We start from the raw sequence: 26,506 nt of genomic DNA on the forward strand, positions 1-26,506 counted from the left end.
ATAGCAATCGTTCGGGACAAGGCGCTGTATTTGCTAGGGTCGCTTCGCGGGCTGGTCGAGCGTTAGCGCGCGCACCTTGCCAATTCGCGCTTCTCGTTCCACGAACGCCGCATGTCACAGCCCCCGCGCCGCACCGGCGGCCGCCCTCCGGGCCGTCCGCCCTTCGATCCTCCCGCCGGTCCCCGGCCTCCCGTCCGCCGCCGCGAGCCCGCCGGCGGCGATCCGCTGTCGACCAATCCGCGCGAGGCCAATCGCCGCGCCAACCAGGCCGAGCGCCCGATGCTCAAGCGCCCCGAGGCGGGGAGCACGTCGAATCCGTTCGGCGGGCGTCCGGTCAAGGTCCCCCGCGCCCGCGATGAAGTGGCCAAGCCATCGCGCGCCAACAACGCCCCCCGCCGCGACCGCGGCAATGCGCGCGCCGAAGCAGCGGCGGCCGCCCCCGGCAAGATCGAGCCGCAGCGGATCGCCAAGCTGCTCGCGCGCGCCGGGGTCGGATCACGGCGCGACATCGAGCGATTCATCGCCGAGGGGCGCGTTGCGATCAACGGCACCGTCCTGACGACCCCCGCGCACATCATCTCGTCGCTCGACGGCGTGACGTATGACGGCCGCCCGGTCGCGGCGATCGAGGCGACACGGCTGTTCCGCTTCCACAAGCCCGCAGGCTTCCTGACGACGGTGCGCGACCCGGGCGGGCGCCCGACAATCTTCGACGCGCTGCCCCCCGGACTGCCGCGGCTCGTTCCGGTCGGACGGCTCGACATGAATACCGAGGGGCTGCTGCTCCTGACCACCGACGGCGCGCTCAAGCGCCAGCTCGAACTGCCGGTCAACGCCGTCGCGCGCCGCTACCGCGTCCGGGCGTACGGCGAGGTGACGCAGGCGATCCTCGAGGGCCTGATCGAGGGCATCGAGATCGACGGCATGCGCTACGGACCGATCAACGCCGACATCGAGCGCCGGACCGGGCGCAACCTCTGGCTGTCGATCACGCTGACCGAGGGCAAGAATCGCGAGATCCGCCGCGTCCTCGAATTCCTCGGCCTCCAGGTCTCGCGCCTGATCCGCGTCGCCTACGGCCCGTTCGAATTGGGCGACCTGCCCGCGCGCGCGGTCGAGGAGGTCAACCCGCAGGCGATCGACCAACTGCGCAAATCGGTGTCGAAGGCCAAATGAGGATCATCGCGGGACAATATCGCGGGCGGCCGCTGGTCGCACCGCCGGGCGAAGCGACCCGGCCGACGAGCGAGCGGGCGCGCGAGGCGCTATTCTCCATGCTCGCCAGCCGCCTCGGCGACTTCGACGGCCTGCGCGTCGCCGACCTGTACGCCGGGACCGGTGCACTCGGGCTCGAGGCGCTTTCGCGCGGCGCGGCGCACGCGACCTTCGTCGAGAACGACAAGGCGGCGGTGACCGCGCTGCGCGCCAACATCCTGAAATGTGGTGCCGACGTCGCGACGACCGTGCTGCAGCAGCCGGTGCAGGCGATCGGCCGTGCCCCTGCCGCGTTCGACCTGATCCTCCTCGACCCACCGTACGGCGAAGGCCACGCTCTGCCCGCGCTGGCCCGGCTGCTCGAATACGGCTGGGTCGCACCGCACGCATGGGTGTCGGTCGAGACGGCGAAGGGCGAAGCGCTCGAACCGCCGGGCTTCACCCTCGACACCGTCCGCGCGCACGGCAAGGCGCGGCTCCATCTGTTTCGCGCCGACTGACGCGGGGGATCGCCGCCGGGGTGCGCGTATTTCGGGCATAGTCGAGGAGCTACTGCCATGGGCCGCATCTTATTCGTCGCGTTCGTCGCCACCTTCGTCGCCGCGCTCGCCGTCGTCGTCGGCATGCCGGTCGCGGCACAGGAAACTGCCCCCGCATCGGGCCAGCATGAAGGCATGGTGTCGCGGTTCGCGGGGATGGACACCGACCACGACGGCAAAGTGAGCAAGGCCGAGTGGCTCGCCGCCGGCCGCCAGGAACGCGGCTTCGAGATGATGGATGCCGACCACGACGGTTTTCTGACGATGGATGAGCTCAAGGCCGGTCGCGAGAAGATGCGCGCGATGCGTGAGGCGAAGGGTAATTAATCCGCCGCCCTGATCGCTTAAGCTTCGGTCCGAACATCGCGCGCGGGTAAGCCGCGTCGTGACAAACGCGTCGTCGTTCCCTATGTGTTCAGCGATGCACGCCTCGCCCGCCTCCCCCGCTCCTGCGCCCGAACCGCCGTACATGGACGGCCTCAACGCGGCGCAGCGCGAGGCAGTGCTGACCACCGAAGGCCCGGTGCTCCTCCTCGCCGGCGCCGGGACCGGCAAGACCCGCGCGCTGACCAGCCGCCTTGCGCACATCATCTTCACCCGCCGGGCGTGGCCGTCGGAAATCCTTGCGGTGACCTTCACCAACAAGGCGGCGCGCGAGATGCAGCATCGCATGGGGCTGCTGCTTGGGGGGAGCGCGGAAGGCATGCAGTTCCTCGGCACCTTCCACTCGGTTGCGTCGCGCATGCTGCGACGCAACGCTGGGCTCGTCGGGCTGGAGAGCAACTTCTCGATCCTCGACACCGACGACCAGTTGCGGCTGCTCAAGCAGGTCCTGATCGAGGCGAACGTCGACGACAAGCGCTGGCCGGCGAAGGGGCTGGCGTCGCTGATCGACCGCTGGAAGAACCGCGGCTGGACCCCGGCGCAGGTCCCCGCCACCGAGGAAGGCGGCTACGACAACAAGTCGGTCGCGCTGTATACGCGCTACCAGGAGCGTCTCGTCGCGCTCAACGCGTGCGACTTCGGCGACCTGCTTCTCCACATGCTGACGATCTTCCTCGGCCACCCCGATGTGCTGGCGGAATATCAGCGTCGCTTCAAATATGTCCTCGTCGACGAATATCAGGACACCAACGTCAGCCAGTATCTGTGGCTGCGGCTGCTCGCGCAGGACCGCCGCAACATCTGCTGCGTCGGCGACGACGACCAGTCGATCTATTCGTGGCGCGGTGCCGAGGTCGCCAACATCCTCCGCTTCGAGGTCGACTTTCCCGGCGCGACCGTCATCCGCCTCGAACAGAATTACCGCTCGACCCCGCATATCCTCGGCGCCGCCGGCGGGCTGATCGCCAAGAACTCGGGACGCCTCGGCAAGACTCTGTGGACCGAGCGCAACTCGGGCCACAAGGTCAAGGTCGTCGGCGTCTGGGACGGACCCGAGGAAGCGCGGCTGACCGGCGACGCGATCGAGCGCCTCCAGCGCGAGGGCGCGTCGTTGAACGACATGGCGATCCTCGTCCGCGCCCAGTTCCAGACGCGCGAGTTCGAGGACCGCTTCATCACCACCGGCCTGCCGTACAAGATCGTCGGCGGCTTCCGCTTCTATGAGCGCGCCGAGGTCCGCGACGCGATTGCCTACCTCCGCGTCGTCGTCCAGCCATCGGACGGGCTGGCGTTCGAACGGATCGTCAACACGCCCAAGCGCGGGCTCGGCGACAAGGCGATGCAGTCGCTCCACGCCCACGCCCGCGCGACGAACAAGCCGCTGTCGTCGGCGGCGAACGCGCTGATCGAGACCGATGAGCTGACCCCCGCAGCACGCCGGTCGCTGAGCAATTTCATGACCGACCTCAAGCGGTGGCGCGACCAGGTCGACACCCTGCCCCACGCCGAACTCGCGCGGATCGTCCTCGAGGAATCGGGGTATATCGCGATGTACCAGAACCAGCGGACGTCGGAGGCTGACGGGCGGCTGGAGAACCTCCAGGAACTTACCCGCGCGATGGACGAGTTCGAATCGATGACCGCGTTCCTCGAACACGTCAGCCTCGTCATGGAGAACGACAAGGCCGATCACGAGGAGCGCGTCACGATCATGACCCTCCACGCCGCGAAGGGCCTCGAATTCGACCACGTCTTCCTCGTCGGCTGGGAGGAAGGCGTCTTCCCGTCGCAGCGCTCGCTCGACGAGGGCGGCAACGCGTCGTTGGAGGAGGAACGCCGCCTCGCCTATGTCGGCATCACCCGGGCGAAACGCGCCGCCACGATCAGCCACGCCGCCAACCGCCGCATCTACGGCCAATGGACGTCGAGCATCCCGTCACGCTTCGTTAGCGACCTGCCCGACGACCATATCGACGTGTCGAGCACGATGAGCGGCGGCCCGAGCCTGTGGCGCGCCGCACTCGGCGGCGGCGACCCCTTCGCCGACGTCACCCGCGGGGCCGGTCGCGGCCCCGGCTGGGCGCGCGCGACGGCGATGGGCGGCGCGAGCGTCCCCGGCCGCGGCGGCCTCCAGATCGAAGCCCGCGCCAGCGCGGTCAGCGTCGGCCAGCCCGGCCGCAAGGACGTCGCCGTCGGCGCCCGCGTGTTCCACTCCAAGTTCGGCTACGGCGCGGTCGCCGCGATCGAGGGCAACAAGCTGGAGATCGAGTTCGAGAAAGCCGGGCGGAAGCGTGTGCTCGACAGCTTTATTGAGTTGGTCTGACGCGGCAACCCGGCCTAACCTGCTGTGATGGATACGTCGCCGCGATGATCGAACGGCCGGAAACAACGTGATCGCGCGACTGCGCCGCATCGCCAGCACGGTTGCCGACAGCTTCTGGATCGTTCCGGCGATCGTGATCGTCGCCGCGATCGGGCTTGCCGAGGGTCTCGTCGCGGTCGACCGTGCCGGTCTGCTCGCAGGGCTGCTGCTAGACAATCGCTGGCTTTATAACGGCGGCGCGACCGGTGCGCGGACTTTGCTCGGCGCGGTCGCGTCGTCGACGATCGGGGTCGCGGGGACGGTGTTCTCGATCACGATCGCGTCGCTGTCGCTCGCCGCGGGGCAAATGGGTCCGCGGCTGCTGCGCAATTTCGTCCGCGACCGCGGCAACCAGGTGACGCTCGGCGTCTTCCTCGGCACCTTCTCGTACGCGCTGATGGTCCTGCGCAATGTCCGCACCAGCGGCGAGGGCGAATTCATCCCGCACCTGTCGATGAGCGTCGGGATTGCGCTCGCCTTCGTCTGTGTCGGCACGCTCGTCTATTTCGTCGGTCACACCGCGAGCCGGATCAACGTCGACACCGTCATCGATCTCGTCGCGGGCGACCTGACCGCGGCAATCAAACGGCTGACGATGCGCGACCCCGAGCCAGGAACCAGCGCACCGCAGCTTGGCGAGGCCGTATTCACCGTCCCCGATGCGCGCCGCGGCTATCTCAAGCACCTCGATGCCGACGGGCTCGCCGATTGGGCGGCCAAAAACGCGACGACACTCCAGCTGCTCGTCCGTCCCGGCGACTGCGTCTTCCCTGGGGCGGTGATCGCGTTGATCACTCCGGCGATCGCAGGCGCCGGTAACGCAATCCGCGCCGCGACCGCGCTCGCCAAGGAGCGGGTCAGCGACGAAGACCTCGAATATGCCGTCCGCCAGTTGGTCGAAGTCGCGGTCCGCGCGCTGTCGCCGGGCATCAACGATCCGAATACGGCGATGAGCGTGCTCGACCGCATGGGCGCGGCGCTGTGCGAGCTCGCCCCGCGGCACCTTCACAGCGGGCGCTGGAGCCGCGACGGCCGGGTCGTGCTGGTCGTTCCGGCGGTCGACTACGACGGGCTGACCAACGCGATGCTCGACATGATCCGACAGAATGCCGCCAGCAGCACGTCGGTCCTAATCCGGTTCGTCGAGGTGTTGACCGCGGTCGCCGGGTGCGAGCGCGACGCAGGGCGGCTGGCAACGTTGCGCCGCCACGCCGACCTCGCGCTCGGCGACGGCGTCCGCAATATGACCACGCCGGCCGACCTCGACGAGCTGCGCCGCCGGCACGCTCGGCTCGTCGCCATGATCGCCGACGGGCCGGCATGTCTGGCACGGCTCGAACGACCCGAGTCCGTGAGCGCAGGCGGCGCGACAAAAGGCTGAAGACCGCGCGCTGCTGCGACAAGTCGTCCCGGTCACTGCGCCGATACGGCGGAACTCCCCATAGCCGCTACCGTTACATGGGCTATATTCACTGGAGATTTGCCATGCGCCGCCTGAATACTGTCTTGACGATCGCTGCTCTTGGGCTTGCCACTGCCGCTGTCGCAACCCCGACCACGGATTTCCTCAACGACGCGATCAAGGGCGATAACTCCGAGATCAAGCTTGGCGCGATGGCCGAGGAAAAGGGCGGGACGGCAGCGATCAAGGCGTACGGCAAGATGCTCAATGCCGATCACACTGCGCATAAGGCAAAGCTCGTCGCGATCGCCCAGCCGCTCAAGATGTCGATCCCCGACGGCATGACCGCTGGGGCGGACGTCGAATATCTCAAGCTCAAGGTCCTGTCGGGCAATTCGTTCGACAAGGAATTCGCCAGCCACATGGTCAAGGACCACAACGACGATATCACGTCGTACGAAAAGGAAATCGCGCGCAACGATCCCGCGACGGTCAAGCTGGCCAAGGCAACCCTTCCGACGCTGCGCAAGCATCTGCAAACCGCGCAGAAGCTTTCGAGCTGACACGCGACGGAATCTTCTGTCCTACACCGTGATGAATTGAATACGGTGCGCGCTCGAGTGGCCAACGGGCGGCACCGTGTTCTTTCTCATGACTGGATTAGGGGTAATTAGAGCAGCGCCGCTGAGATATGTTCATCTTAGAGCTGCAGCCAGCTGGACTAGCCTACGGCAGCAGCAGGCTCGCATCCCCATACGAGTAAAACCGGTATTCCTCGGCGACAGCATGGGCATACGCTGCCCGCATCGTCTCGAGCCCCATCAACGCACTGACAAGCATAAACAAAGTCGACTTCGGCAGATGGAAGTTGGTCAGCAGCCCGTCGACCATCGCGAAGCGGAAACCGGGCGTGATGAAGATGCGGGTGTCGCCGGCCCAAGCGCCGAGCCCGTCGGGCGTCCACGCGCTTTCGAGCAGCCGCGCGCTTGTCGTGCCGACCGCGATGATCCGACCCCCAGCATTGCGCGCCGCGACGATCCGCGCGGCCGTCGCGGCGTCGATGCTTCCCCACTCTGCGTGCATCGCATGGTCGTCGGTGTCGTCCGCCTTGACCGGCAGGAACGTGCCCGCCCCGACATGGAGGGTAACGGTCTCGCGGGTAACGCCTGCCGCATCGAGCGCCGCGAGCAGATCGGGCGTGAAGTGCAGACCGGCGGTCGGGGCGGCGACCGCTCCCGGCTTGGTCGCATAGACGGTCTGGTAGTCGTCGAGGTCCTGCGCATCGACCGCGCGCTTCGACGAGATGTACGGTGGAAGCGGCATCTGCCCGGCGGCAGCGAGCGCCTCCTCGAACGGCAGCGCGCTGTCGAAGCGCCAGCGTACCGAGCCATCCTCGCCGCGCGCCTCGACGAGCCCTGACAGCCCGCCGCCGAAGTCGATGCGGTCGCCGATCTTGAGGCGCTTGGCGTTCTTGACGAAGCTCCACCAGACGCGGTGATCCTCGCGCTTGTGGAGCGTGACGCGGATCTTGGCGTCGTGCTTCATCCCCGCGAGTTGTGCCGGGATGACGCGGGTATCGTTGAACACGAGGCAGTCGCCCGCGCGGAGCAGCCCCGGCAGGTCGGCGATGCCGCGGTCGCTCAGACCGTCGGGGGTGACGACGAGCAGCCGCGCCGCATCGCGCGGCACGACGGGGCGCAGCGCGATCCGGTCGGCGGGAAGATCGAAGTCGAAGTCGGCGACGCGCAATACGGTGTCCTGCGTTACGGGTGCCGCGGCTTCGCCGGAGCTTCGGGCGGCAGGGTCGGCAGTGCTTTCGTCGGCAGCGGCATCCCCGGCATCGGCGTGTCGGCAGCCGGAGCCAGCGGCGTCGCGCTCGACGGGATCGGCGTCGACGGCGCGGGGGCGGGATAATTGTCCGACCCGATCGACGCATGGACGATCTTCGACGGGTTCGCGGGCGGCTCGCCCTTTTCGATCGCGTCGACATATTCCATGCCCGACGTCACCCGGCCCCAAACGGTGTAGCTGCGGTCGAGCTTCAACGCGGGGGCGAGGCAGATGTAGAACTGGCTGTTGGCGCTGTCGTTGTCGCTCGCGCGCGCCATCGCCACCGCGCCGCGGACGTGCGGCAGGTCGTTGAATTCGGCCTTGAGGTTAGGCAGCTTCGACCCGCCGGTCCCGGTGCCGGTCGGATCGCCGCCCTGCGCCATGAAGCCGTCGATGACGCGGTGGAAGATCGTGCCATCGTAGAAATGCTCGCGGACGAGCGTCCGGATTCGCTCGACGTGCTTCGGGGCGACGTCGGGGCGCATCGCGATCGTCACGCGCCCGCCGGTCGACAGGTCGAGGACGAGAGTGTTCTCGGGCGTCAGTGGCGGCGCGACGGGCGGCGCCGCAGTCTGTGCCGACGCGAGGCTCCCGATCGTCAGTGCCACGAAAGCCAGCAGTACCTTGCGCATCGTCATCCCCAAAAAAGGTTTCCCGCCGTACACATCGCCGGCTTGCGCGGCGCTGAACGATGCAGCTAGCGCCGCGCCCCGAGTTGGGCAACACGCGCCACGACGTCGGCGGCGATCCGCGGCGTGACGAACTTGCGGATGTCGCCGTCGTAGATCGCGATTTCCTTGACCAGCTTCGATGCGATCGGCTGAAGCGCAACGTCGGCCATCAGGAAGACGGTCTCGATCCGCGCATTGAGCTGTTGGTTCATTCCAGCCATCTGATATTCGTATTCGAAGTCCGACACCGCGCGCAGCCCGCGGATAATGAGCTGGGCGTGCTGCGCCTCGGCGAACTTCATCAGCAGCGCGTCGAACGACACCACACCGACCGCGTCGCCAAGGTCTTCGGTCTCGCGCGTCACCATCGCGACGCGCTCTTCGAGGGTGAACATCGGCGACTTCGACGGGTTGGTCGACACGCCGATGATCAGCTTGTCGACGAGCTTTGCGCCACGCCGGATGATGTCCATGTGCCCGAGCGTGACGGGGTCGAACGTGCCGGGATAGACGCCGATCCGCACGCTCTAGAAGTCGCGTTCGATAGCGAAACGAGCAATTGCGCGGAGGAGGTCGGCCTCGCTGCCATAGCTGTGGAGGTGGTCGATCGCCTGGTCGATCAGCATTCCCGCCTGCGTCCGTGCGCGGTCGACGCCAAGCAGCGAGACGAAGGTCGACTTGCCCGCCGCCGCGTCCTTGTGGACCGCCTTGCCGGTCTTGTCCGACGATCCCTCGACGTCGAGCAGGTCGTCGGCGATCTGGAAGGCGAGGCCGAGATCGTGGGCATAGCCCCTGAGCGGTGTCCGCCGGTCGTCGGGGATGCGCGCCATGATCGCCCCGGCTTCGAGGCAGAACCCGATCAGTGCGCCGGTCTTCAACTGCTGAAGCCGTGTCGTCGCGGTAAGGTCGAAGTCGGTCTCGGCCGCCGCGAGGTCCATCATCTGCCCGCCGGCCATGCCCGACGGGCCGCTCGCGCGGGCGAGCTCGAGGACGAGCTCGGCACGCGCAGACGGATCGGCGTGGGTCGCGGGGTCGGCGAGAATCTCGAACGCCAGCGCGTGGAGCGAATCGCCCGCGAGGACCGCAGTCGCCTCGTCGAACGCCTTATGGACGGTCGGCTTCCCGCGGCGCAGGTCGTCGTCGTCCATGCACGGCAGGTCGTCGTGGATCAGCGAGTAGCAATGGACGCACTCGATCGCGAGCGCGACGCGAAGCGCGCGTTCACGATCGACATTGAACAGGTCACACGCCGCGACGACGAGCAACGGTCGCATCCGCTTGCCGCCACCGATCGCGGCATGGCGCATGCCCATGTACAGCCGGTCGCGGCCGTCGCCGGGAATCGGCAGCAGCCGGTCGAAGCGCTGGTCCATCGCCGTCCCGATCGCATCGAGCGCGGGCTTGAGGCTGTTCGACGGCCGCATGATCCGGTCAGCCTGCATCGAACGGCTTAAGTCCCGCCGCCTGGCCATCGGCCCCGACGACGATCGCCTCGATCCGCGCGGTCGCGCCGGCGAGCTTGTCTTCGCAATGTTTCTTCAAGCGCTGTCCATCGGTATACAGGTCGATCGACTCCTCGAGCGTCGCGTCGCCCGCCTCGAGCCGATGGACGATCTTCTCCAACCGCGCGAGCGCGATCTCGAAACTCAACTCGGCCACGTCGGATACTGGTTCCATCACGCCGCGGTTGTGGACGGACGGCCGTTGGGGGTCAAGCATATCGCCCCGGCGCTGCGGCGTTTCGTACGATCAGCGGCGGAACAGCGCGTCGCCCTGCTGCTGAGCGGTGCCAACTTCGGGAGCCGGACCATGCTCGGCGATGTGCGCCGCGGCGACGCGCTCGGCGTGAAGCTGCTCGATCAGCTGGGCGCGCTCCTCGACGATCTTGCCTTCGTCGATGTTGGTGTCGACGCCGGCCTTCTTCGCCGCTGCCAGCACGAGCACGTCGAGTTCGCGCTGCGGGCACAGTCCGAGCGTGACCGGGTCCTTCGGCGTGATGTTGGCGATGTTCCAATGCGACTTGTCGCGGATCGCGGCGATCGTCGTCTTGGTCGTGCCGATCAGGCGGCTGATCTGGTTATCGGTGACTTCGGGGTGGTTGCGGACGATCCACGCGATGCCGTCGGGCTTGTCCTGACGCATCGACACCGGCGTATAACGCGGGCCCTTGGTCCGGCGCTCCTGCTCGGGCTGCTTTTCGAGAACCAGCCGGCGCGACGGGTCGGCGGCGACCCGGTCGATCTCGGCCTGGGTCAGCTCGCCCGAACGGATCGGGTCGCGCCCGGTCAGCTTGGTGGCGGCGGTATCGTCGGCAATCGCCTGGATTTCAAGGATGTGGAGCCCGCAGAAAATCGCGATCTGTTCGAAGGTCAGCGCCGTATTGTCGACCAGCCACGCGGCAGTGGCGTGCGCCATCAAGGGTGTCGTCGGAGCGCTCATCGGCTGAAAACCTTGCAAGTTAATATAGAAAGGGCCGCCCCTTGCGGAGCGGCCATGTGACAAGTTGATGTAGGCGCGATACCCCGCCCGATCAACCAATGACTTGGACCCCCGGCAATGATTTCCCGTAACGATTGCCTCGCGCTCGACGCCGCCGACGGCCTCGCCTTCGCCCGCGCGCGGTTCGCGTTGCCCGACGGGCTGATCTACCTCGACGGCAATTCGCTCGGTGCCCTCCCCCGCCGCACCGCCACGCGCGTCGCCGACACCGTGACGCGCGAATGGGGCGAGGGACTGATCCGCAGCTGGAACGACGCGCAATGGATCGACGCCCCGGCAAAGATCGGTGCCAAGATCGCGCGGCTGGTCGGCGCGGCGGGCGACGAGGTGATTGTCACCGACTCGGTCTCGGTCAACATCTTCAAGCTCGCCGCCGCCGCACTCGCGCTCCGCCCCGGCCGCCGCGTCATCGTCACCGAGGCGGGCAATTTCCCGACCGATGTCTATGTCCTGCAGGGACTTGCGGCACTTACCGGGATCGAGCTTCGCGTGGTCGAGCGCGACGCCATTCCTGTCGCGCTCGACGAAACGGTCGCGCTGCTGCTGCTCACCCAGACGCACTACCGCACCGGCGCGGTCCACGACATGGCGGCACTGACCGCCGCCGCGCACGCCGCCGGAGCGCTGGCGTGCTGGGACCTCAGCCACAGCGCCGGCGCGATCGCGGTCGAACTGGACGCGGCACAGGCCGACATGGCGGTCGGCTGCGGGTATAAGTTCCTCAACGGCGGACCGGGAGCCCCCGCGTTCGCCTATGTCGCGCGCCGCCACCACGACGGGCTGCGCCAGCCATTGTCGGGCTGGATGGGCCACGCCGCGCCGTTCGCGTTCGAGGGCGACTATCGCCCCGCCGCCGGGATTGCGCAGGTGCTGTCGGGAACACCGGGCGTGCTCGGCATGGCGGCGCTCGGCGCGGGCGTCGCGACCTTCGACGGAATCGACATGGCGGCGGCGGCAGCGAAGTCGCGCGCGCTCGGCGACCTGATGATCGACCTGATCGAGCAACGCTGCCCCGAAATCGGCATCGCCTGCCCGCGCGACCACCGCGGCGCGCACGTCAGCCTGAGCCACCCCAACGCCTACGAACTCTGCCAGGCCCTGATCGCCCGCGGCGTCATCGGCGACTTCCGCCCGCCCGACGTCCTCCGGCTGGGATTCCCGGCGCTGTATGTGCGGCACGCCGACGTGTGGGACGCGGTCGAATATCTGTCGCGGGTGCTGGCGAGCGGGGAGTGGCGCGAGGAAAGGTTTGCGGTGCGGCGCGCGGTGACGTGAGGGTTGGGCGTCGAGGGCTGGATGTCGGGATTTGGGTGGAAAGCAGACGTCAAGCGACGCCGAACTTACGCAGCCGCTGTCGCTTCCCGCCAAAGTAATCCGAGCAGATCAGCAGCGGGCATAGTTCGATGAAGAGGAGCGCCTTGGCCCGCCCATTGTGCGCCGAAGCCGTTCTCCCCCTTGGCCTTGGCCGCCGCGTTCAGCGCTTTCCCAGCGTCATACGCAATCGGATATGCTGGAACTGCAACCTCGGCCGATGCGCCCCATTCCGTGAACTGGTTTGCAATGCAACGCGCAGGCCGACCGGAGATCGCGTGCGTCATGATCGTGTGGTTGGCACCAATAGTGGATAATGCGGCGCGATACGCTTGATCTGCGGCGCTCTCTGGGCAAGCGATGAATGCCGTGCCGAGTTGCGCCGCTATGGCACCCAGGTTCAGTGTCGCGCGGATGCCTTGACCGTCCATGATACCTCCTGCGGCGACGACGGGGATGCTGGCCTGTCGCACCAGCAGCCTTGTCAGTGCAGCCATTCCAAGCTGATCGTCGAGCCCTAAGGGATCGAAGACGCCCCGATGGCCACCCGCCTCCCAGCCCTGCGCTACGACGACGTCGATCCCCGCAGCCTCGATGATCCGCGCCTCGTCAGGGCTTGTTGCGGAAGCAAGCAGCAAACAGCCGACGTTCTTCAGCGCGTTGATGCGGTCTGATGAGGGGACGCCAAAGTGGAAGCTAATGACGGGCGGCGCAGCCTCCACGAGCATGGCCAGCATATTATCATCATCTGCAAAGCTGGTGTAAATCGTCTTGAGTGCGTCGGGTGGCGTGGCCTCGTAGCGCTGGAACAGGGGGCGAAGCGCTTCGAGCCACCGCGTCTCGGTCGCTGCGTCCGCTTTCGCTGTTGCATGAACGAATAGGTTCACGTTGAATGCGCGCTTGGTAAGAGCGCGCGTCGCATCGATCATGCTTCGAGCGGCAGGAGCATCGACTGCACCAATCCCGATTGAGCCGAGGCCACCTGCATTTGAAATTGCTGCGGCCAATTTCGGCGTGGAAACCCCTGCCATGGGCGCTTGTATGATAGGAACGGCCATGCCGAGTTGCTGGAGCAAGGTCATTGGAAGCCTATGGGCTCGGCTACGAATGTCTGCAATTGGGGCGAAAGCAGCCGTTGCACGCCCCAAACAAACCGCTGTCCTACACCCCGCCGTCTGGACTAGCCTTCCCCCGTCGCCACCGGGCGGCGCGTGTTCTTTCTCATCGCTGGCCTACGGCAAGTCGACGCCTTCGCGGACAAGCGAAAACGTTTCAGACGTTGCGAAAACGTCAACTCTGTCAACTTAAGCGGGGGAAGAGCCGGCGTTGCGGACGCCCGGGAACGCGCGTTCGCAACGACGGAAACGTCAACTCTGTCAACTTAACGCTCTCAGCTGTCCGCCCAGCGCCGGACGAGGTTGTGGTAGATGCCGGTCAGGCTGACCACCTCGGCATCGCCGATCCCGTCGCGGGCGGCGAGACGCTGGATCGTGCGGTCGAGGTCGAACAGCAGCGCCCGCGCGCCGTCGTCGCGGACCATCGACTGGACCCAAAAGAAGCTCGCCAGCCGGACGCCGCGGGTGACCGGCTCGACGCGGTGGAGGCTCGAGGCAGGGTAGAGGACCATGCTGCCGGCGGGGAGCTTGATGACCTGGCCGCCGCTGGCGTCCTCGACGATCAGCTCGCCGCCGTCGTAGCTGTCGGGGTCATTGAGGAACAAGGTCGCCGACAGGTCGGTGCGGAGCTTGACGCTTGTCCCCCGGATCGGGCGGATCGCATTGTCGATGTGGGTGCCGAACGACTGCCCGCCGGCATAGCGGTTGAACAGCGGCGGGAAGGTGCGGAGCGGCAGCGCGGCGGCGACGAACAGGTCGCTGGCGCCGAGCGCGTCGAGGACGTGGTCGCCCCATTTGCGCGCGACCGGCGACGTCTCGGACAGCTGCTCATTGTCCTTGACCGGGGCGGATTGCAGCCCGGCGGTGATGCGCCCGTCGCCCCATGTCGCCGCGTCGAGGTCGGCGACGCACGCCGCGACCTGCTCGGGGGAGAAGACATCGGGAATGACGAGGAGCATGGGGGACCCTACCGTGGCTGTCATCCCCGCGAAAGCGGGGACCCAAAGTCACCGACGGCAGTGACCTTGGGTCCCCGCCTGCGCGGGGATGACACTTACAGCTTGAGGCGCAGTTAGAGCTTGAAGCGCAACGTCGCCAGCAACGACCGTCCCGGAGCCTCGTAGGCGAACGGCGCGGCCGAGCGATAGATCGCGTCGTAGTACGTCTTGTTGGTCAGGTTGAGCAGGTTGAGCTGGACCTCGATCTTGCTCGTGACCGACGCCTTGGCGGTCGCGTCGAAGCGCCAATAGCCCGGCAGCGTCGCGGTCTGGGCGATCGTCGTCCCGCCGTAGCGTGCGCTGTTGTAAAACGCCTGCCCGCCGACGGTGAAGCTGTCGAACAGCCGGTACGTCGTCAGCATCGCGAAGCTGTTCTTGGCGACGTTGGGGAACGGACCCCCGGCAACGACCGGGTTCGTCGTCGCCAGCACCTTGGCGTCGAGGTAGGTGTAGCCGCCGAACACCGCCCAGCGCGGGGTGATGTTGCCGCTCGCGCCGAGCTCGAAGCCGTCGACGCGCTGCTTGCCGGCGAGGACCTGCGAGATGCCGCTCAACGGGTCGATGACACGGCCATTGGTCTTGCCGGTGCGGAACACCGCCGCGGTCAGCAGGACATGGCCGCCCTTGCCCGCCTGGTACTTCGCCCCCGCCTCGTAGCTGTAGTTACGCTCGGGATCGAGGTTGTTCGTCGTCGGGCCGAGCCCGCCATAAGCAACTCCGCTGGCATCGGTCTGCTCCCCGCTCGGGTTCGACGACGAGCTCGCCGAGACGTACAGCGTCGCCTTGGGCACCGGCTTCCACACCAGCCCGCCGTTCCAGTTGACGAAGCTGCTGTGGTTGCGGAGCAGGGTCCGGGTCTGCGCCGGCGCAGTCGCGGTCAACGGCGTCGCCGACAGCGAGTTGCTCGACACGATATAGTCGTCGAAGCGGACCCCGGCGCTGAGCTTGATCGTGTTGGTCAGGTCGATCGTGTCGAGCAGGTACGCTGCCTTCGACACCACCAGCGTATCGGCGACCGCTCCGGACAGTGCGCGGAAGGGAACATAAGCGGGGTTGCGGGGATCGGGGTTGAACAGGTTCTGCGTGATGACCACCGGCGGCACGATGATCGTCCCGACGGTCTCCGACCGGCCGTTTAGGAACAGGCGGTTGACGATGTCCTCGTGGTCGAACTCGACGCCGCCGACGAGGCTGTGGTGGAAGCTGCCGGTATCGAACTCGCCGCTCGCCTCGGTGGCGTTGGCCCACGTCTTGGCGCGAGCATTGCGGCTTTGCGCGTTCGACTGGACCGTCCACAGCGCCGGATTGGGGCTGGTGATGTTCGGCCGCTCGGGAGCGCCGGCGATATATTGGTTGAGCGTCTCGCCGTAGCGGGTCTTGCTGGTCAGCTTGATCCCCTCGGCCGGGCGCCATTCGAGCCGCGCGGTGCCGATATCAGTCAGCGAATGGGTGAAATCGCGCTTGAGCAAGCCGTAGAAGTTGTTGCGATTGACGTTGAACGGCTGTTGGGTGCGGACGTCGAACGGAACTCCCCAGTCGGGCAGGCCGTCGGCGGTCAGGTGATAATAATCGAGGATGACATCGAAGTTCGGCGCCGCTTGCCACGCGAGCGACCCGGCGGCCCCCCAGCGGCGGCTGTAGGTATAGTCACGCCCGGCGACCCCGGCATCGGTGAACATGCCGTTGACGCGAACCTGGACGGTCTCCGACAGCTTGCGGTTGACGTCGGCGGTGAAGCGCCGCGTCGCGTCGGTGCCGCCGGTGATCTCGCCCTCGACGAAGTTGTTCATCTGCGGCGCCTTGCTGATCAGGCTGACCGCGCCGCCGGTGGTGCCGCGCCCGCCATAGGTCGACGACGGGCCCTTGACGATCTCGACCTGCTCGATCGCAAAGACCTCGCGGCTCGACACGCCGGGATCGCGGAGGCCGTCGATATAGACGTCGTTGCGGGCGTCGAAGCCGCGGATGAAGATACGGTCGCCGAACGCGTTGCCGCCCTCACCCGTGCCGAGCGTGACGCCCGGCTGGGTCCGCGCAAGGTCGCGGAAGCTGAGTGCGCCGAGATCCTGGATGACCTCCTTCGGGATGATCGTGATCGACTTCGGCGTGTCGGCGATCGCCTCGGTCAGCTTCGACGACGCCGACCGGTCGACCTTGTACGGCGCCGCGGCGTCGGCATAGGGGTTCGTGCCCGGAGCGCGGAAGCCGGTGACGACGATGTCGCTGCTCCCGCCCGCTGCATCGGCATCGACGGCGTCGGCAGCAGCAGCGTTCGCGGCCCCGCCAAGCAGCAACGCGGCGGTGAACGGTACGAGCGCGGGCGACCGCAGCGACAGCGGCATTCTGGTGTTCGACAATGGATTTCCCCGATGAGTGAGATCGCTCGATACTGCGAGTCATTCTCAATCGCAAGCTTGTTGCGAATGAAAATCAATACGGGTTCGCACCGGCATTCGATCGTATGGTCCGCAGGAACACGACGACGGTCAAAAATTGCTGTCCTACACCCCGTCGGTGCGCGTATTTTCCACGCGTGATGACGACCGACCCTCATTTCTCGACGACGAAAAACAGCCGATCCGGTTCGCCGGGGGTAGATTCTGGCTCGACATGGCGTCAACTTCGTCAACTTCCGATTGCCGCGACGAAACCGATCCGTGACGCATCGGCTTGTCAGGCGCGTCGAAGGTCCGCATGGAAGCTCCCATGACGACGACCTGGACCCCCGATAGCTGGCGCGACCGCGAGGCGCGGCAGCTTCCCGTTTACCCCGACGCCGCGGTGCTTGCCGCGACCGAGGCCGAGCTGCGGACGTATCCGCCGCTGGTGTTTGCCGGCGAGGCACGCGACCTGACGGCGCAATTGGCCGACGTTGCAGCGGGCAAGGCGTTCCTGATGCAAGGCGGCGACTGCGCCGAAAGCTTCGCCGATTTCCACCCGAACAACATCCGCGACACCTTCCGCGTCCTGCTCCAGATGGCGGTCGTCCTGACCTTCGCGTCGAAGCTGCCGGTGGTGAAGGTCGGGCGGATGGCGGGGCAGTTCGCCAAGCCGCGCTCGGGCGATTTCGAGACGATCGATGGCGTCGCGCTGCCGAGCTACCGGGGCGACAACATCAACGGGCTCGACTTCACTGCGGCATCGCGGACCCCCGATCCGGCGCGGATGATGCGCGGCTATATGCAGTCGGCGGCGACGCTCAACCTGCTCCGCGCGTTTGCCAGCGGCGGCTATGCGAGCCTCCATCAAGTTCACCAGTGGAACCTCGACTTCGGCGGGCGCTCGCTGTGGAGCGAGCAATACCAGGCGCTGGCCGAACGGATCGGCGAGGCGCTCGACTTCATGGCGGCGTGCGGCCTGTCGCCCGAGACCGTGCCGCAATTGAAGGCGACGAGCTTCTTCACCAGCCACGAGGCGCTGCTGCTCGGCTACGAACAGGCGCTGACGCGGCAGGACAGCCTGACCGGCGACTGGTACGACACCTCGGCGCACATGTTGTGGATCGGCGACCGCACGCGCTTCGCCGGGTCGGCGCACGTCGAGTTCCTCCGCGGCGTCGGCAACCCGATCGGGCTCAAGGTCGGGCCGTCGATCACCGTCGACGACCTGCTCCGCCTGACCGACACGCTCAATCCGGGCAACGTCCCCGGGCGGCTGACGCTGATCGCGCGCTTCGGCGCCGACCAGGTCGAGGGCGCGCTGCCCCGGCTGGTCCGCGCGATTGCCCGCGAGGGCCGCTCGGTCGTCTGGTCGTGCGACCCGATGCACGGCAACACCGTCAAGGCGGCGGGGGGCTACAAGACGCGGCCGTTCGACCTGATCCTGCGCGAGGTCCGCAGCTTCTTCGCGGTCCACCGCGCCGAGGGCACCCACGCCGGCGGCATCCACGTCGAGATGACCGGGCAGGACGTCACCGAATGCACCGGCGGCGCGATCGCGATCACCGACGAAGGCCTCGCCGACCGCTACGAGACCCAATGTGACCCGCGTCTCAACGCCAGCCAGGCGCTCGAACTCGCCTTCCTGCTCGCCGATTGCCTTAAGGCGGAGAAGGCCGACCGCGATCACCGGGCGGCTGCCTGATACGCGATCTGCTCTGCGGCGGCTTGACTAAGCGACCCGTGCGCCGGTATTGACGCGCCTCGCTCGGCCCCTTCGTCTAGCGGTTAGGACGCGGCCCTCTCACGGCTGAAGCACGGGTTCGATTCCCGTAGGGGTCACCATCACATCGCCGATCGATTGTGCTGGCATACGTTGTCGGCGCTTGGCGCAGCACAAACTGCTGTCCTACACCATGGCTAAGCCTGTATTCTCACTTCCTTGAGTCGCCACCGGGCGGCACGGCGTGCTTTTTCTCATTGTGGCGCAAATTTCGGATTCCGCGAGGCGCGGCTGCGGCGGCTAATTTCCGTCGCTGCCTTTCGACGAACGTTTAGGCGCTCCCCGGACGCTGAAAATTGATGTCCAAATCCGTGAACTTCGTGTGACCTTTCGACGATGTGACCGGGGCATGGCGGGGCGGCCCCGTCAGGTTGTGGGTTGCGCGCACAAGATTGAACCGCCCGCTACGCCGGTTGTTACAGCTCGCACGGGTGACGGAGGTGGCGATGGCGACAGGTAACCGCGGGGTCCGGCCCTGACGATCGTGCTTCCCACCCGCCGCGTCGAACCGCGCATTCTTGTCGTCATCGCGCTGGTCTGCGCGGTGCTGTGGGGCGTCGCGCATCTCGGCTCGGAGGTCGGCGAGGGCGATACCGCCGCGTTCGACCGCGCCGTCCTGCTCGCCTTCCGCCAGACTGCCGATCCAAATTTGACGATCGGGCCGCTATGGCTGCGCGAGACGGCGCGCGACGTTACCGCACTCGGCGGCTTCACCGTCTTGACCTTGGTGACGCTCGCGGCGGTCGCGGTCCTGCTCGTCTATGACCGCCGGCGTCAGGCATTCGTGTTCGGCACGACCGCGGTCGTCGCGCAGGTTGCAGCGGAGGTGATCAAGCATTTCGTTGGACGCGAGCGGCCGACGTTCGTCACCCAGTATGACCTGATTAGCTCGTCGAGCTTCCCCAGCGGCCATTCGATGATGGCCCCGGCGGTCTACTTCACCCTTGCCGCGATTATCGCCGCCGGGGAATTGCGCCCGGCGGCGCGGCGGCTGCTCATGGCGGGAAGCGTCGTCCTCGTCGTCGCGATCGGAATCAGCCGGGTTTACCTCGGGGTCCATTGGCCGACCGATGTCGTCGCCGGCTGGGCGCTCGGCTCGGCGATCGCACTTGTCGCGTGGACAGCGTTGCAGCAGCGGCGGAGCACCGTATAGCGTTCGACTGTAACGACAAACCGAACTGGACCTCGATGACCAAAGCGAGCGGGCGCGCGATCGTCCTCGTCAAATGGTGGAGCGCGGTGCTCGCGGGCGCGCTGCTCATCCTTGCCGTCGTCGCGGTCAATGGCCATCCAACGGTGTTCACCGACACCGACGATTATTACGCGCTCGGCAAGGAGCTGGTGACCGATATCGGGCTCGGGCCGCCGCCGCCCGAACTGTCCGACGCCGACGTCGCGCAAGCCAAGATCGACCGGCACATGGGACTGACCCAGATGGCGTCGCGCTCGGCGATCTACAGCGTGTTTCTATACGTCACCGAATCGGCCGGGACGCTGTGGCTCGTCGCGCTGGCGCAGGCATCGGCGGTGAGCTGGCTGGTGCTGCTGCTGTGGCGTACTGCGCTGCCCGCCGAGCCGCGATGGAGTGCGCTCGTCGCCATCACGGTCATCGCCGTCGTCTCGCCGCTGCCGTTCTTCGCCGCCTTCGCGATGCCCGACATCTTTGCCGGTGTCGTCGTCGTCGCGGCGGTGCTGATCCTTGTCTACGGCGACCGGCTCGGGCGGTGGGAGCGGCGCGCGGTCGGGGCGCTGCTGACGATCGCGCTCGCGGTCCACACCTCGCACATCCTGTTCATGGTCCCCTTGCTCGGGATCGGCGGGCTGATGCTGATCTGGCTCAAGGCCGGGCGGCGCGCGGCGGCAGGGCGGCTGACCAGCGTCGGGGTCGCGATCGTCGTCGCCCTCGCCGCCAACAGCCTTTACGGCGCGGTCGTCCGGCTCGAGACCGGCGAGCCGCTGCGCAACCAGCCATTCCTCACCGCCCGCCTGCTCGCCGACGGGCCGGGGCGAACGTACCTCCGCCACGCCTGCGCGAAGGGGAATGTCTACACCCTATGCGGGTATAAGGCGAAGCCGCTGAGCAATTCGGAGGATGTCCTCTGGTCCGACTTGCCCAAGAACGGCGTGTTCATGCTCGCCGACTATAAGACGCGGGTCGAACTCGAAGAACAGGAGCCGCGCTTCGTCCTCGGCACGCTAGCGTATGCGCCGGGTGCCCAGCTCGCCGCCTCGCTCAAGAACTGGGGGCAACAGCTTATCCTGATCTTTGTCGAGGACCCGATCCGCAACCCGCATTTCTACTTGACCGACCCATACTGGCGGCAGACCAACCTGCCGCCGGTCATCGAGCGCGTCGCCGACTGCGGCAAGAACTTCAAAGGCTGCCCATCGCGCCTGACCATGGCGCAATCGCGGTCGTGGCACGGGGCGTGGCTGATCGCGGCAGCGGCGGCACTCGCGCTCGCCGCGACCGTCATCCGCCAACGCATGACGGCCCAGCCCGGGGCGGCGCGCGGTGACGACCGCCGCCTGCTGGCGGTGGCGATCATGTTCGCCGCCGGGGTGATCCTCAACGCTGCGGTCTGCGGTATCCTGTCGGGACCGTTCCCGCGTTACCAGTCGCGGATCGTCTGGCTGATCCCGGCGGGAGCGGTGCTGCTGCTGACGCGGCTGCGGCGCGAGCGGCGGCACGGGGATGGTACAGCCACCCTGGCCTGACGACCGGCGCGCCAAATTCGCGGCGGCGTCGCCGGGGCTGGCGTCGAGCGAGCGGACGCGACTATATTAGCTGACTACATCACCTCATCCTTGAAAGTTCGCTCATGCTCCGCGCAGCGCTGCTCGCCGTCACCCTTCTTTCCGGCACCGCGGCGGTCGCGCAGCCCACGCCTTCCCCGGCGGCGACGGCGACAACTCCCGCGGCGCAGCTCAAGGCGCTGTTCCACGAAAGCGACGAGGGGCAGCTCAAGCGCAATCCGATCCAGGCGCTCGTCCGCGGCGACCCGCGCTACGCCAACGAGTTCGGCGATTATATCACCGACGCTTATTACGCCGCCGAGAAGCAGGCCGCCGTCGACGAGCTCGCGGCGCTGGCGAAGATCGACCGCAAGGCGCTCAACGCCAACGACCGGATCAGCTACGACGTCTTCAAATGGCAGCGGTCGACCGACCTCAAGGGCTATGATCCCGCGCTGCTGCGAACAGCGACCGACCGCCCGATCGACCATTTCTCGGGCTTCCAGACCTTCATGCCCGACCTGTCGTCGGGCGAAGGCGCGGCCCCGTTCAAGACCGTTGCCGACTATGACAACAACCTCAAGCGGCTCGCCGGCTACGTCGTCCTGCTCGATCGCTCGATCGGGCGGATGCAGCAGGGGCTCGCCGATGGCGTGACCAACCCCAAGCTCGTCATGCAGAACGTCGTCGGCCAGCTCGATGCGCTCAACGCCGAGGGGGTCGAGGGCTCGACCTTCTACAAGCCGGTCAAGAAGTTCCCCGACAGCATTCCCGCCGCCGACCGGACGCGCCTGACCGCAGCCTATGCCGCGTTCATTCGCGACCAGCTGATTCCGGCACACACCCGCCTCCGCGACTTCATCCGCGACGTCTATTTGCCGAAGGCGCGGACAACGGTCGGGCTCGGTGCGATCCCGGGAGGGCCGGCGTATTATCGCTATCTCGTCGCGTCGACGACGACGACCGACATGACCCCCGAGGCAATCCACGCGCTCGGCCTGAGCGAGGTCGATCGCATCCATGCGGCCGAGGAGAAGGTCAAGGATGCCGCCGGCTTCAAGGGCACGCTGGCTGAATTCGCCAACTTCATGCGGACCGACCCGCGCTTCGCCCCCGCCACCCGCGAGGCGATGCGCGAGGACTTTCTCGCGATCGACAAGCGCGTGATGGCGGTCGTCGGCACGGAGTTCTCGACGATCCCCAAGTCGGCGCTCGAGATTCGCCCTGTCCCGGCGTACAAGGAAAAGACCGAGGCCGCCGGTTCGTATCAGGGCGGCACCCCCGACGGCTCGCGCCCCGGCACCTTCTATTACGACGCCTACGACCTGCCGTCGCGCTTCACCTGGGGCTTCGAGACGCTGTTCCTCCACGAGGGCATCCCCGGCCATCACTTCCAGATCAGCCTCGCGCAGGAAAATACGTCGCTTCCGGCATTCCAGCGCTTCGGCGGCAACACCGCGTATGTCGAGGGTTGGGCGCTGTATTCGGAGAGCCTCGGCTATGAGATGGGCTTCTACAAAGACCCGTACCAGGATTACGGCCACCTCAACGACGAGATCCTGCGCGCGATGCGGCTAGTGGTCGATACCGGCATCCACAGCCAGGGTTGGACCCGCGACCAGGCGATCAAATACATGCTCGACAATTCGGCGATGGGGAAGACCGACGCGACCGCCGAGGTCGAGCGCTATATTGCCATCCCGTCACAGGCGCTCGCCTACAAGGTCGGGCAGTTGACGATCCGCCGCCTGCGGACCAAGGCCGAAGCCGAGCTTGGTACGAAATTCGACATTCGTGCGTTTCACGCGCAGGTGCTGATGTCGGGAGCGCTGCCGATGGCGGTGCTCGAAAGTAAGATCGACGACTGGATCGCCGCGACCAAGCGGACCTGAGGAGACAAGACGATGAAGACGATGTTCGCGGCGTTGGCCGCTACCCTGCTCGCCACCGGCGCGTCGGCCGACCTGATGAAGCCTGCTGCGCCGATCGTCGTTCGCGGCACGATCACCGCGGTCGATCCGACCGGCGCACTCAGCGTCAAGTCGAACGACGGCACCCCGCTGACCGTCGTCCTCGCTCCCGGAGCCAAGTTTGCAGCGCTCAGCAAGATCGGCCTCGACGACATCAAGGCGAACAGCTTCATCGGCACCGCCGCCAAGCCGGGCAAGAACGGCGTCCTCGAAGCGACCGAGGTCCACGTTTTCGCCGAATCGATGCGCGGCCTCGGAGAGGGCCACCGCGCGTGGGACCAGGGTCCGACGAGCACGATGACCAACGGCAATGTCGGCAAGGTCGGCACGATCCGCCACCACAGCGGGCGGACGTTGACGGTCGATTACAAGGGCGGGACGCAGGAAGTCGTCGTGCCCGCGAACACACCGATCGTGTCGTTCGTCGAGGGCAGTGCCGCGCAGCTTGTGCCCGGCGCGCATATCTTCGCGTTCACGATGCGGACCCCCGACGGCAAGCTCGCGACGAACCAGGTCGCGGTCGGACTGAAGGGCGTCGTGCCGCCGATGTGAGTCGAACCTACCCCTCCCCTTCAGGGGAGGAGCGAGAGACGGTGCCCTTGCACCGGCCCGGGGGTGGGGTCTTCTTCAGGCGGATCGCTCGCAGCGACTGCCCCACCCCCGGCCCCTCCGCCAAGGGGGAAGGGAGGATAAGGACTAAAGATCCCCCGGTCGGTTGACGTTGCGGATCGGCCCGATGTCGACCCCTCTCGCTCCCGTCAGAGCGACCCAGCCGCGGAGCGAGCGGTCAACGCTGTGGGCGAGGTGGAGGTCGATCACCCCCGCCAATCCAACCGGCCACAGCGCAAGCAGAGGTTGGCCGAGGACAAACGCAGGCCCCTCCCCCAGCGCCTCGCGGAGGTCGAGCGGCAACTCGGGCAGGTCGCACCCGCTCGTCAGCACCGCATCGTATCCCCCGGCGGCGGCGTGTCTTAGCGCGGCGCACAGCCCGCCGAGCGGACCGAGCCCAGGGGCCGGGCGGTCGGGGATCGACACCTCGCCGGGATAATCTCGCCCGACCACGACGAGGTCCGATACCTGCGGCCGCAGGCGGGTGATCACATGCTCGATCAACGGCTTGCCGCGCCACTCGGCCATCGCCTTGTCGCTGCCGAACCGGCTCGATGCGCCCCCCGCAAGGATCGCGCCGAGAACGCCGGTCATGCGGTCTCGTCGAACAATTCCCGCCCGATCAGATAGCGGCGGATCTCGCTCGTTCCCGCGCCGATCTCGTACAGCTTGGCATCGCGGAGCAGGCGACCGGTCGAATAGTCGTTGATATAGCCGTTGCCGCCGAGCGCCTGGATTGCCTCCAACGCCATCCAAGTCGCCTTTTCGGCGGCGTAGAGGATGCAGCCGGCGGCATCCTTGCGCGTCGTCTCGCCCCGGTCGCACGCCTGCGCGACGGCATAGGTGTAGGCCTGCGCGGTCGACAGCGCGACGTACATGTCGGCGATCTTTCCCTGCATCAGCTGGAATTCACCGATCGCTTGGCCGAACTGCTTGCGCTCATGGATGTACGGCACAACGACGTCGAGGCATGCCTGCATGATCCCGAGCGGACCGCCTGCCAGAACGACGCGCTCGTAGTCGAGCCCCGACATCAGCACCTGGACGCCGCGCCCTTCGATCCCGAGGACGTTTTCGAACGGCACTTCGCAATCCTCGAAGACGAGTTCGCAGGTGTCCGACCCGCGCATCCCGAGCTTGTCGAGCTTCTGCGCGGTCGAGAACCCCGCCATGCCGCGCTCGATCAGAAAGGCAGTGATGCCGCGCGCGCCTGCAGCGGGATCGGTCTTGCCGTAGACGACGAGCGTGTCGGCGCCCGGGCCGTTGGTGATCCAGAACTTCGACCCGTTGAGGACGTAGCGGTCGTTGCGCTTTTCCGCGCGCAGTCGCATCGACACGACGTCGGAGCCCGAACCGCTCTCGGACATCGCGAGGCTGCCGAGATGCTCGCCCGAGATGAGCTTGGGCAGATATTTCGTCTTCTGCTCGGCCGTCCCCCAGCGCGCGATCTGGTTGATGCACAGGTTCGAATGCGCGCCATAGCTCAGGCCGACGCTCGCCGACGCGCGGCTGATCTCCTCGACCGCGACGACGTGCGCTAGATAGCCGAGCCCGGCACCGCCGTCGGCCTCGGGGACGGTGATCCCGTGGAGCCCGAGGTCGCCGAGCTTCGGCCACAGGTCGCGCGGGAAAACATTGTCGGTGTCGATCGCGGCGGCGCGCGGCGCGATTTCGGCAGCGGCGAAGGCGCGAACCGACTCGCGGATCATGTCGATGGTCTCGCCATGGGCGAAGTTGAGCGTGGACAGGGTCATCGGGCGCCTATGCGGTGAGGATCGAACGCTGACCGTTAAACTGTCGGCCCGACCGCGAACAGAGCCAAGTCGTCACGCAGCCTTGGCAAGCGGCGGCAAAAAAAACTGCGCGCAACCGGAGTTGCGCGCAGTCATTTCGATTTCGGGCCCCGAAAGGCCCGGAAAGCGTCGATCGCTTACGCGGTGACGGTCTTCGTGGCCGACTTGCGGCGGCGCGCGAAGCCGACGAGGCCGAAGCCGCCTACGAGCATCACCCAGGTCGAGGGCTCGGGAACATTCGCAACGGCAATGTTGTCGAGTTCGAACGAGTTCTGCGAGCTCGACAGCGTCACGGTCTTGACGCTCTGGCCGGGACCGAAGCTGAAGAAGTAGCGACGGTTCGTGTCGCCGGCAGTCTGGTTGCCGTTGTCGCCGCCCGGGAGGACCGACGCCGAGAACTTGCCCGAGTCATAGCCGGGGCCGGTGAACTGGAGCGAGTTATACGAGTCGACCGAGCCGATGTAGATGCTGAACGACTTGATCGCGTGCGCGAAGGTGAAGGTTGCGCTCTCGCCACCCTGGATCGCGAGGAACGGGGTCTCATCGCCGGCGGGTGCGGCGGCAACATTGGCCACCGAGCTCGGGAAGATGATGCCGCCGGTGTAGCTGTAGCCGGCTGCGGGCGCGCCGCCGTTGAAATCGAAGACGACGGTTTCGCCGGCTGCAGGAGCGACGTCGAGCGGCGACGAGGTGATCGTGAGGGCTTGGGCCGAACCGGCAAGCGCGACTGCGGACGCAAAAAGCAACAGACTCTTCATTCTTCTCTCCAAAGGGGCTTACGTGCCTGACACCCGCTATGCAGAGACCGTGCCAATTTCCGGTACGTGCAATATCAATGACTTGGAAATATTGCATTATCGATATGTAAAGAATTCCGACGATTTCTTAATGAATAAAATCGTTCCTTACGA

At 66.7% G+C, this 26,506-nt stretch carries 24 protein-coding genes and 1 tRNA gene; 13 read left to right on the forward strand and 12 right to left on the reverse strand.

Annotated features, from left to right (window positions below):
• Positions 1-111: 111 nt before the first annotated feature.
• The 6 genes from KZX46_RS17375 to KZX46_RS17400 all read left to right on the forward strand — a co-directional run bounded on the left by KZX46_RS17375 (position 112) and on the right by KZX46_RS17400 (position 6,465).
• Positions 112-1,176, forward strand: a complete 1,065-nt coding sequence (locus KZX46_RS17375) for a pseudouridine synthase (RefSeq protein WP_226896026.1) — start codon at positions 112-114, stop codon at positions 1,174-1,176.
• Positions 1,173-1,715 carry a 16S rRNA (guanine(966)-N(2))-methyltransferase RsmD gene (rsmD, locus tag KZX46_RS17380; protein WP_219775017.1) on the forward strand — a complete coding sequence of 181 codons (543 nt, stop codon included), beginning with the start codon at positions 1,173-1,175 and terminating at the stop codon, positions 1,713-1,715. The genes KZX46_RS17375 and rsmD overlap by 4 nt, the downstream gene beginning before the upstream one ends.
• A gap of 57 nt (positions 1,716-1,772) precedes the next feature.
• A complete protein-coding gene (locus tag KZX46_RS17385) occupies positions 1,773-2,081 on the forward strand; it encodes a hypothetical protein (RefSeq protein WP_219775018.1) in 309 nt (102 codons plus the stop codon).
• A 94-nt stretch (positions 2,082-2,175) separates the two neighbouring features.
• Entirely contained in the window at positions 2,176-4,461 is a 2,286-nt protein-coding gene (locus KZX46_RS17390; protein WP_219775019.1) for an ATP-dependent helicase, read from the forward strand.
• Between the two features lie 67 nt (positions 4,462-4,528).
• Positions 4,529-5,881 carry a DUF2254 domain-containing protein gene (locus KZX46_RS17395; protein WP_219775020.1) on the forward strand — a complete coding sequence of 451 codons (1,353 nt, stop codon included), beginning with the start codon at positions 4,529-4,531 and terminating at the stop codon, positions 5,879-5,881.
• A 104-nt stretch (positions 5,882-5,985) separates the two neighbouring features.
• Positions 5,986-6,465 (forward strand): DUF4142 domain-containing protein, encoded by a 480-nt coding sequence (locus tag KZX46_RS17400; protein WP_219775021.1) that lies wholly within the window; start codon positions 5,986-5,988, stop codon positions 6,463-6,465.
• A gap of 163 nt (positions 6,466-6,628) precedes the next feature.
• Here KZX46_RS17400 and queA read toward each other — a convergent pair whose 3' ends face one another.
• The 6 genes from queA to KZX46_RS17430 form a co-directional block, all read right to left on the reverse strand.
• Positions 6,629-7,651 carry a tRNA preQ1(34) S-adenosylmethionine ribosyltransferase-isomerase QueA gene (gene queA, locus KZX46_RS17405; RefSeq protein ID WP_219775022.1) on the reverse strand — a complete coding sequence of 341 codons (1,023 nt, stop codon included), beginning with the start codon at positions 7,649-7,651 and terminating at the stop codon, positions 6,629-6,631.
• Positions 7,652-7,665: 14 nt separating this feature from the next.
• Positions 7,666-8,364, reverse strand: coding sequence for a peptidylprolyl isomerase (locus KZX46_RS17410; protein ID WP_226896027.1), 699 nt, complete (start codon positions 8,362-8,364; stop codon positions 7,666-7,668).
• Between the two features lie 65 nt (positions 8,365-8,429).
• Positions 8,430-8,927, reverse strand: a complete 498-nt coding sequence (gene coaD, locus KZX46_RS17415) for a pantetheine-phosphate adenylyltransferase (RefSeq protein ID WP_219775024.1) — start codon at positions 8,925-8,927, stop codon at positions 8,430-8,432.
• 3 nt (positions 8,928-8,930) lie between these two features.
• Positions 8,931-9,827 (reverse strand): polyprenyl synthetase family protein, encoded by an 897-nt coding sequence (locus KZX46_RS17420; protein WP_216708186.1) that lies wholly within the window; start codon positions 9,825-9,827, stop codon positions 8,931-8,933.
• Positions 9,828-9,834: 7 nt separating this feature from the next.
• Entirely contained in the window at positions 9,835-10,062 is a 228-nt protein-coding gene (locus KZX46_RS17425; RefSeq protein WP_370647470.1) for an exodeoxyribonuclease VII small subunit, read from the reverse strand.
• A gap of 90 nt (positions 10,063-10,152) precedes the next feature.
• On the reverse strand, positions 10,153-10,842 hold the full coding sequence (locus tag KZX46_RS17430; RefSeq protein ID WP_226896028.1) for a DUF1013 domain-containing protein: 690 nt from the start codon (positions 10,840-10,842) through the stop codon (positions 10,153-10,155).
• A 117-nt stretch (positions 10,843-10,959) separates the two neighbouring features.
• On the opposite strand from KZX46_RS17430, the gene kynU reads away from it, so the two are divergent.
• The gene (gene kynU / locus KZX46_RS17435; protein ID WP_219775025.1) at positions 10,960-12,177 is read left to right on the forward strand and encodes a kynureninase; all 1,218 of its coding nucleotides are present in this window, start codon (positions 10,960-10,962) and stop codon (positions 12,175-12,177) included.
• Positions 12,178-12,242: 65 nt separating this feature from the next.
• Here the strand turns inward: kynU and KZX46_RS17440 are convergent, their stop codons facing one another.
• The 3 genes from KZX46_RS17440 to KZX46_RS17450 form a co-directional block, all read right to left on the reverse strand.
• A complete protein-coding gene (locus KZX46_RS17440) occupies positions 12,243-13,295 on the reverse strand; it encodes a nitronate monooxygenase family protein (RefSeq protein WP_219775026.1) in 1,053 nt (350 codons plus the stop codon).
• 308 nt (positions 13,296-13,603) lie between these two features.
• On the reverse strand, positions 13,604-14,287 hold the full coding sequence (locus KZX46_RS17445) for a Fe2+-dependent dioxygenase (protein WP_219775027.1): 684 nt from the start codon (positions 14,285-14,287) through the stop codon (positions 13,604-13,606).
• 113 nt (positions 14,288-14,400) lie between these two features.
• Positions 14,401-16,683, reverse strand: coding sequence for a TonB-dependent siderophore receptor (locus KZX46_RS17450; RefSeq protein ID WP_219775028.1), 2,283 nt, complete (start codon positions 16,681-16,683; stop codon positions 14,401-14,403).
• A 349-nt stretch (positions 16,684-17,032) separates the two neighbouring features.
• On the opposite strand from KZX46_RS17450, the gene KZX46_RS17455 reads away from it, so the two are divergent.
• The 6 genes from KZX46_RS17455 (at position 17,033) to KZX46_RS17480 (ending at position 23,745) form a co-directional block, all read left to right on the forward strand.
• On the forward strand, positions 17,033-18,409 hold the full coding sequence (locus KZX46_RS17455; RefSeq protein WP_219775029.1) for a class II 3-deoxy-7-phosphoheptulonate synthase: 1,377 nt from the start codon (positions 17,033-17,035) through the stop codon (positions 18,407-18,409).
• Positions 18,410-18,474: 65 nt separating this feature from the next.
• A tRNA-Glu gene (locus KZX46_RS17460) sits at positions 18,475-18,549 on the forward strand.
• Between the two features lie 422 nt (positions 18,550-18,971).
• Positions 18,972-19,640, forward strand: a complete 669-nt coding sequence (locus KZX46_RS23330) for a phosphatase PAP2 family protein (RefSeq protein WP_216708048.1) — start codon at positions 18,972-18,974, stop codon at positions 19,638-19,640.
• A 35-nt stretch (positions 19,641-19,675) separates the two neighbouring features.
• A complete protein-coding gene (locus KZX46_RS17470) occupies positions 19,676-21,205 on the forward strand; it encodes a hypothetical protein (protein ID WP_219775030.1) in 1,530 nt (509 codons plus the stop codon).
• Between the two features lie 104 nt (positions 21,206-21,309).
• Positions 21,310-23,115, forward strand: coding sequence for a DUF885 family protein (locus KZX46_RS17475; RefSeq protein ID WP_219775031.1), 1,806 nt, complete (start codon positions 21,310-21,312; stop codon positions 23,113-23,115).
• Positions 23,116-23,127: 12 nt separating this feature from the next.
• Entirely contained in the window at positions 23,128-23,745 is a 618-nt protein-coding gene (locus tag KZX46_RS17480) for a hypothetical protein (RefSeq protein WP_219775032.1), read from the forward strand.
• A gap of 144 nt (positions 23,746-23,889) precedes the next feature.
• Here KZX46_RS17480 and KZX46_RS17485 read toward each other — a convergent pair whose 3' ends face one another.
• From KZX46_RS17485 to KZX46_RS17495, 3 genes are all read right to left on the reverse strand, one after another.
• A complete protein-coding gene (locus KZX46_RS17485; protein ID WP_219775033.1) occupies positions 23,890-24,396 on the reverse strand; it encodes a molybdenum cofactor guanylyltransferase in 507 nt (168 codons plus the stop codon).
• Positions 24,393-25,556 carry an isovaleryl-CoA dehydrogenase gene (locus KZX46_RS17490; protein WP_219775034.1) on the reverse strand — a complete coding sequence of 388 codons (1,164 nt, stop codon included), beginning with the start codon at positions 25,554-25,556 and terminating at the stop codon, positions 24,393-24,395. Before KZX46_RS17490 ends, KZX46_RS17485 begins: the two co-directional genes overlap by 4 nt.
• Positions 25,557-25,732: 176 nt before the next feature.
• Positions 25,733-26,353: a PEPxxWA-CTERM sorting domain-containing protein gene (locus tag KZX46_RS17495; RefSeq protein WP_219775035.1), complete on the reverse strand. Its 621-nt coding sequence runs from the start codon at positions 26,351-26,353 to the stop codon at positions 25,733-25,735.
• Between the last annotated feature and the right edge of the window lie 153 nt (positions 26,354-26,506).

The organism is Polymorphobacter sp. PAMC 29334 (assembly GCF_019431245.1).
GTDB classification, from domain to species: domain Bacteria; phylum Pseudomonadota; class Alphaproteobacteria; order Sphingomonadales; family Sphingomonadaceae; genus Polymorphobacter_B; species Polymorphobacter_B megasporae.

Bases quoted from the DNA above. Each gene is read 5' to 3' on its own strand.
- KZX46_RS17375 (WP_226896026.1), top strand. From the start codon at position 112: ATGTCACAGCCCCCGCGCCGCACCGGCGGCCGCCCTCCGGGCCGTCCG.
- rsmD (WP_219775017.1), top strand. From the start codon at position 1,173: ATGAGGATCATCGCGGGACAATATCGCGGGCGGCCGCTGGTCGCACCG.
- KZX46_RS17385 (WP_219775018.1), top strand. From the start codon at position 1,773: ATGGGCCGCATCTTATTCGTCGCGTTCGTCGCCACCTTCGTCGCCGCG.
- KZX46_RS17390 (WP_219775019.1), top strand. From the start codon at position 2,176: ATGCACGCCTCGCCCGCCTCCCCCGCTCCTGCGCCCGAACCGCCGTAC.
- KZX46_RS17400 (WP_219775021.1), top strand. From the start codon at position 5,986: ATGCGCCGCCTGAATACTGTCTTGACGATCGCTGCTCTTGGGCTTGCC.
- KZX46_RS17410 (WP_226896027.1), bottom strand. From the start codon at position 8,364: ATGCGCAAGGTACTGCTGGCTTTCGTGGCACTGACGATCGGGAGCCTC.
- KZX46_RS17420 (WP_216708186.1), bottom strand. From the start codon at position 9,827: ATGCGGCCGTCGAACAGCCTCAAGCCCGCGCTCGATGCGATCGGGACG.
- KZX46_RS17430 (WP_226896028.1), bottom strand. From the start codon at position 10,842: ATGAGCGCTCCGACGACACCCTTGATGGCGCACGCCACTGCCGCGTGG.
- kynU (WP_219775025.1), top strand. From the start codon at position 10,960: ATGATTTCCCGTAACGATTGCCTCGCGCTCGACGCCGCCGACGGCCTC.
- KZX46_RS17440 (WP_219775026.1), bottom strand. From the start codon at position 13,295: ATGACCTTGCTCCAGCAACTCGGCATGGCCGTTCCTATCATACAAGCG.
- KZX46_RS17445 (WP_219775027.1), bottom strand. From the start codon at position 14,287: ATGCTCCTCGTCATTCCCGATGTCTTCTCCCCCGAGCAGGTCGCGGCG.
- KZX46_RS17455 (WP_219775029.1), top strand. From the start codon at position 17,033: ATGACGACGACCTGGACCCCCGATAGCTGGCGCGACCGCGAGGCGCGG.
- KZX46_RS17470 (WP_219775030.1), top strand. From the start codon at position 19,676: ATGACCAAAGCGAGCGGGCGCGCGATCGTCCTCGTCAAATGGTGGAGC.
- KZX46_RS17475 (WP_219775031.1), top strand. From the start codon at position 21,310: ATGCTCCGCGCAGCGCTGCTCGCCGTCACCCTTCTTTCCGGCACCGCG.
- KZX46_RS17480 (WP_219775032.1), top strand. From the start codon at position 23,128: ATGAAGACGATGTTCGCGGCGTTGGCCGCTACCCTGCTCGCCACCGGC.
- KZX46_RS17485 (WP_219775033.1), bottom strand. From the start codon at position 24,396: ATGACCGGCGTTCTCGGCGCGATCCTTGCGGGGGGCGCATCGAGCCGG.
- KZX46_RS17490 (WP_219775034.1), bottom strand. From the start codon at position 25,556: ATGACCCTGTCCACGCTCAACTTCGCCCATGGCGAGACCATCGACATG.
- KZX46_RS17495 (WP_219775035.1), bottom strand. From the start codon at position 26,353: ATGAAGAGTCTGTTGCTTTTTGCGTCCGCAGTCGCGCTTGCCGGTTCG.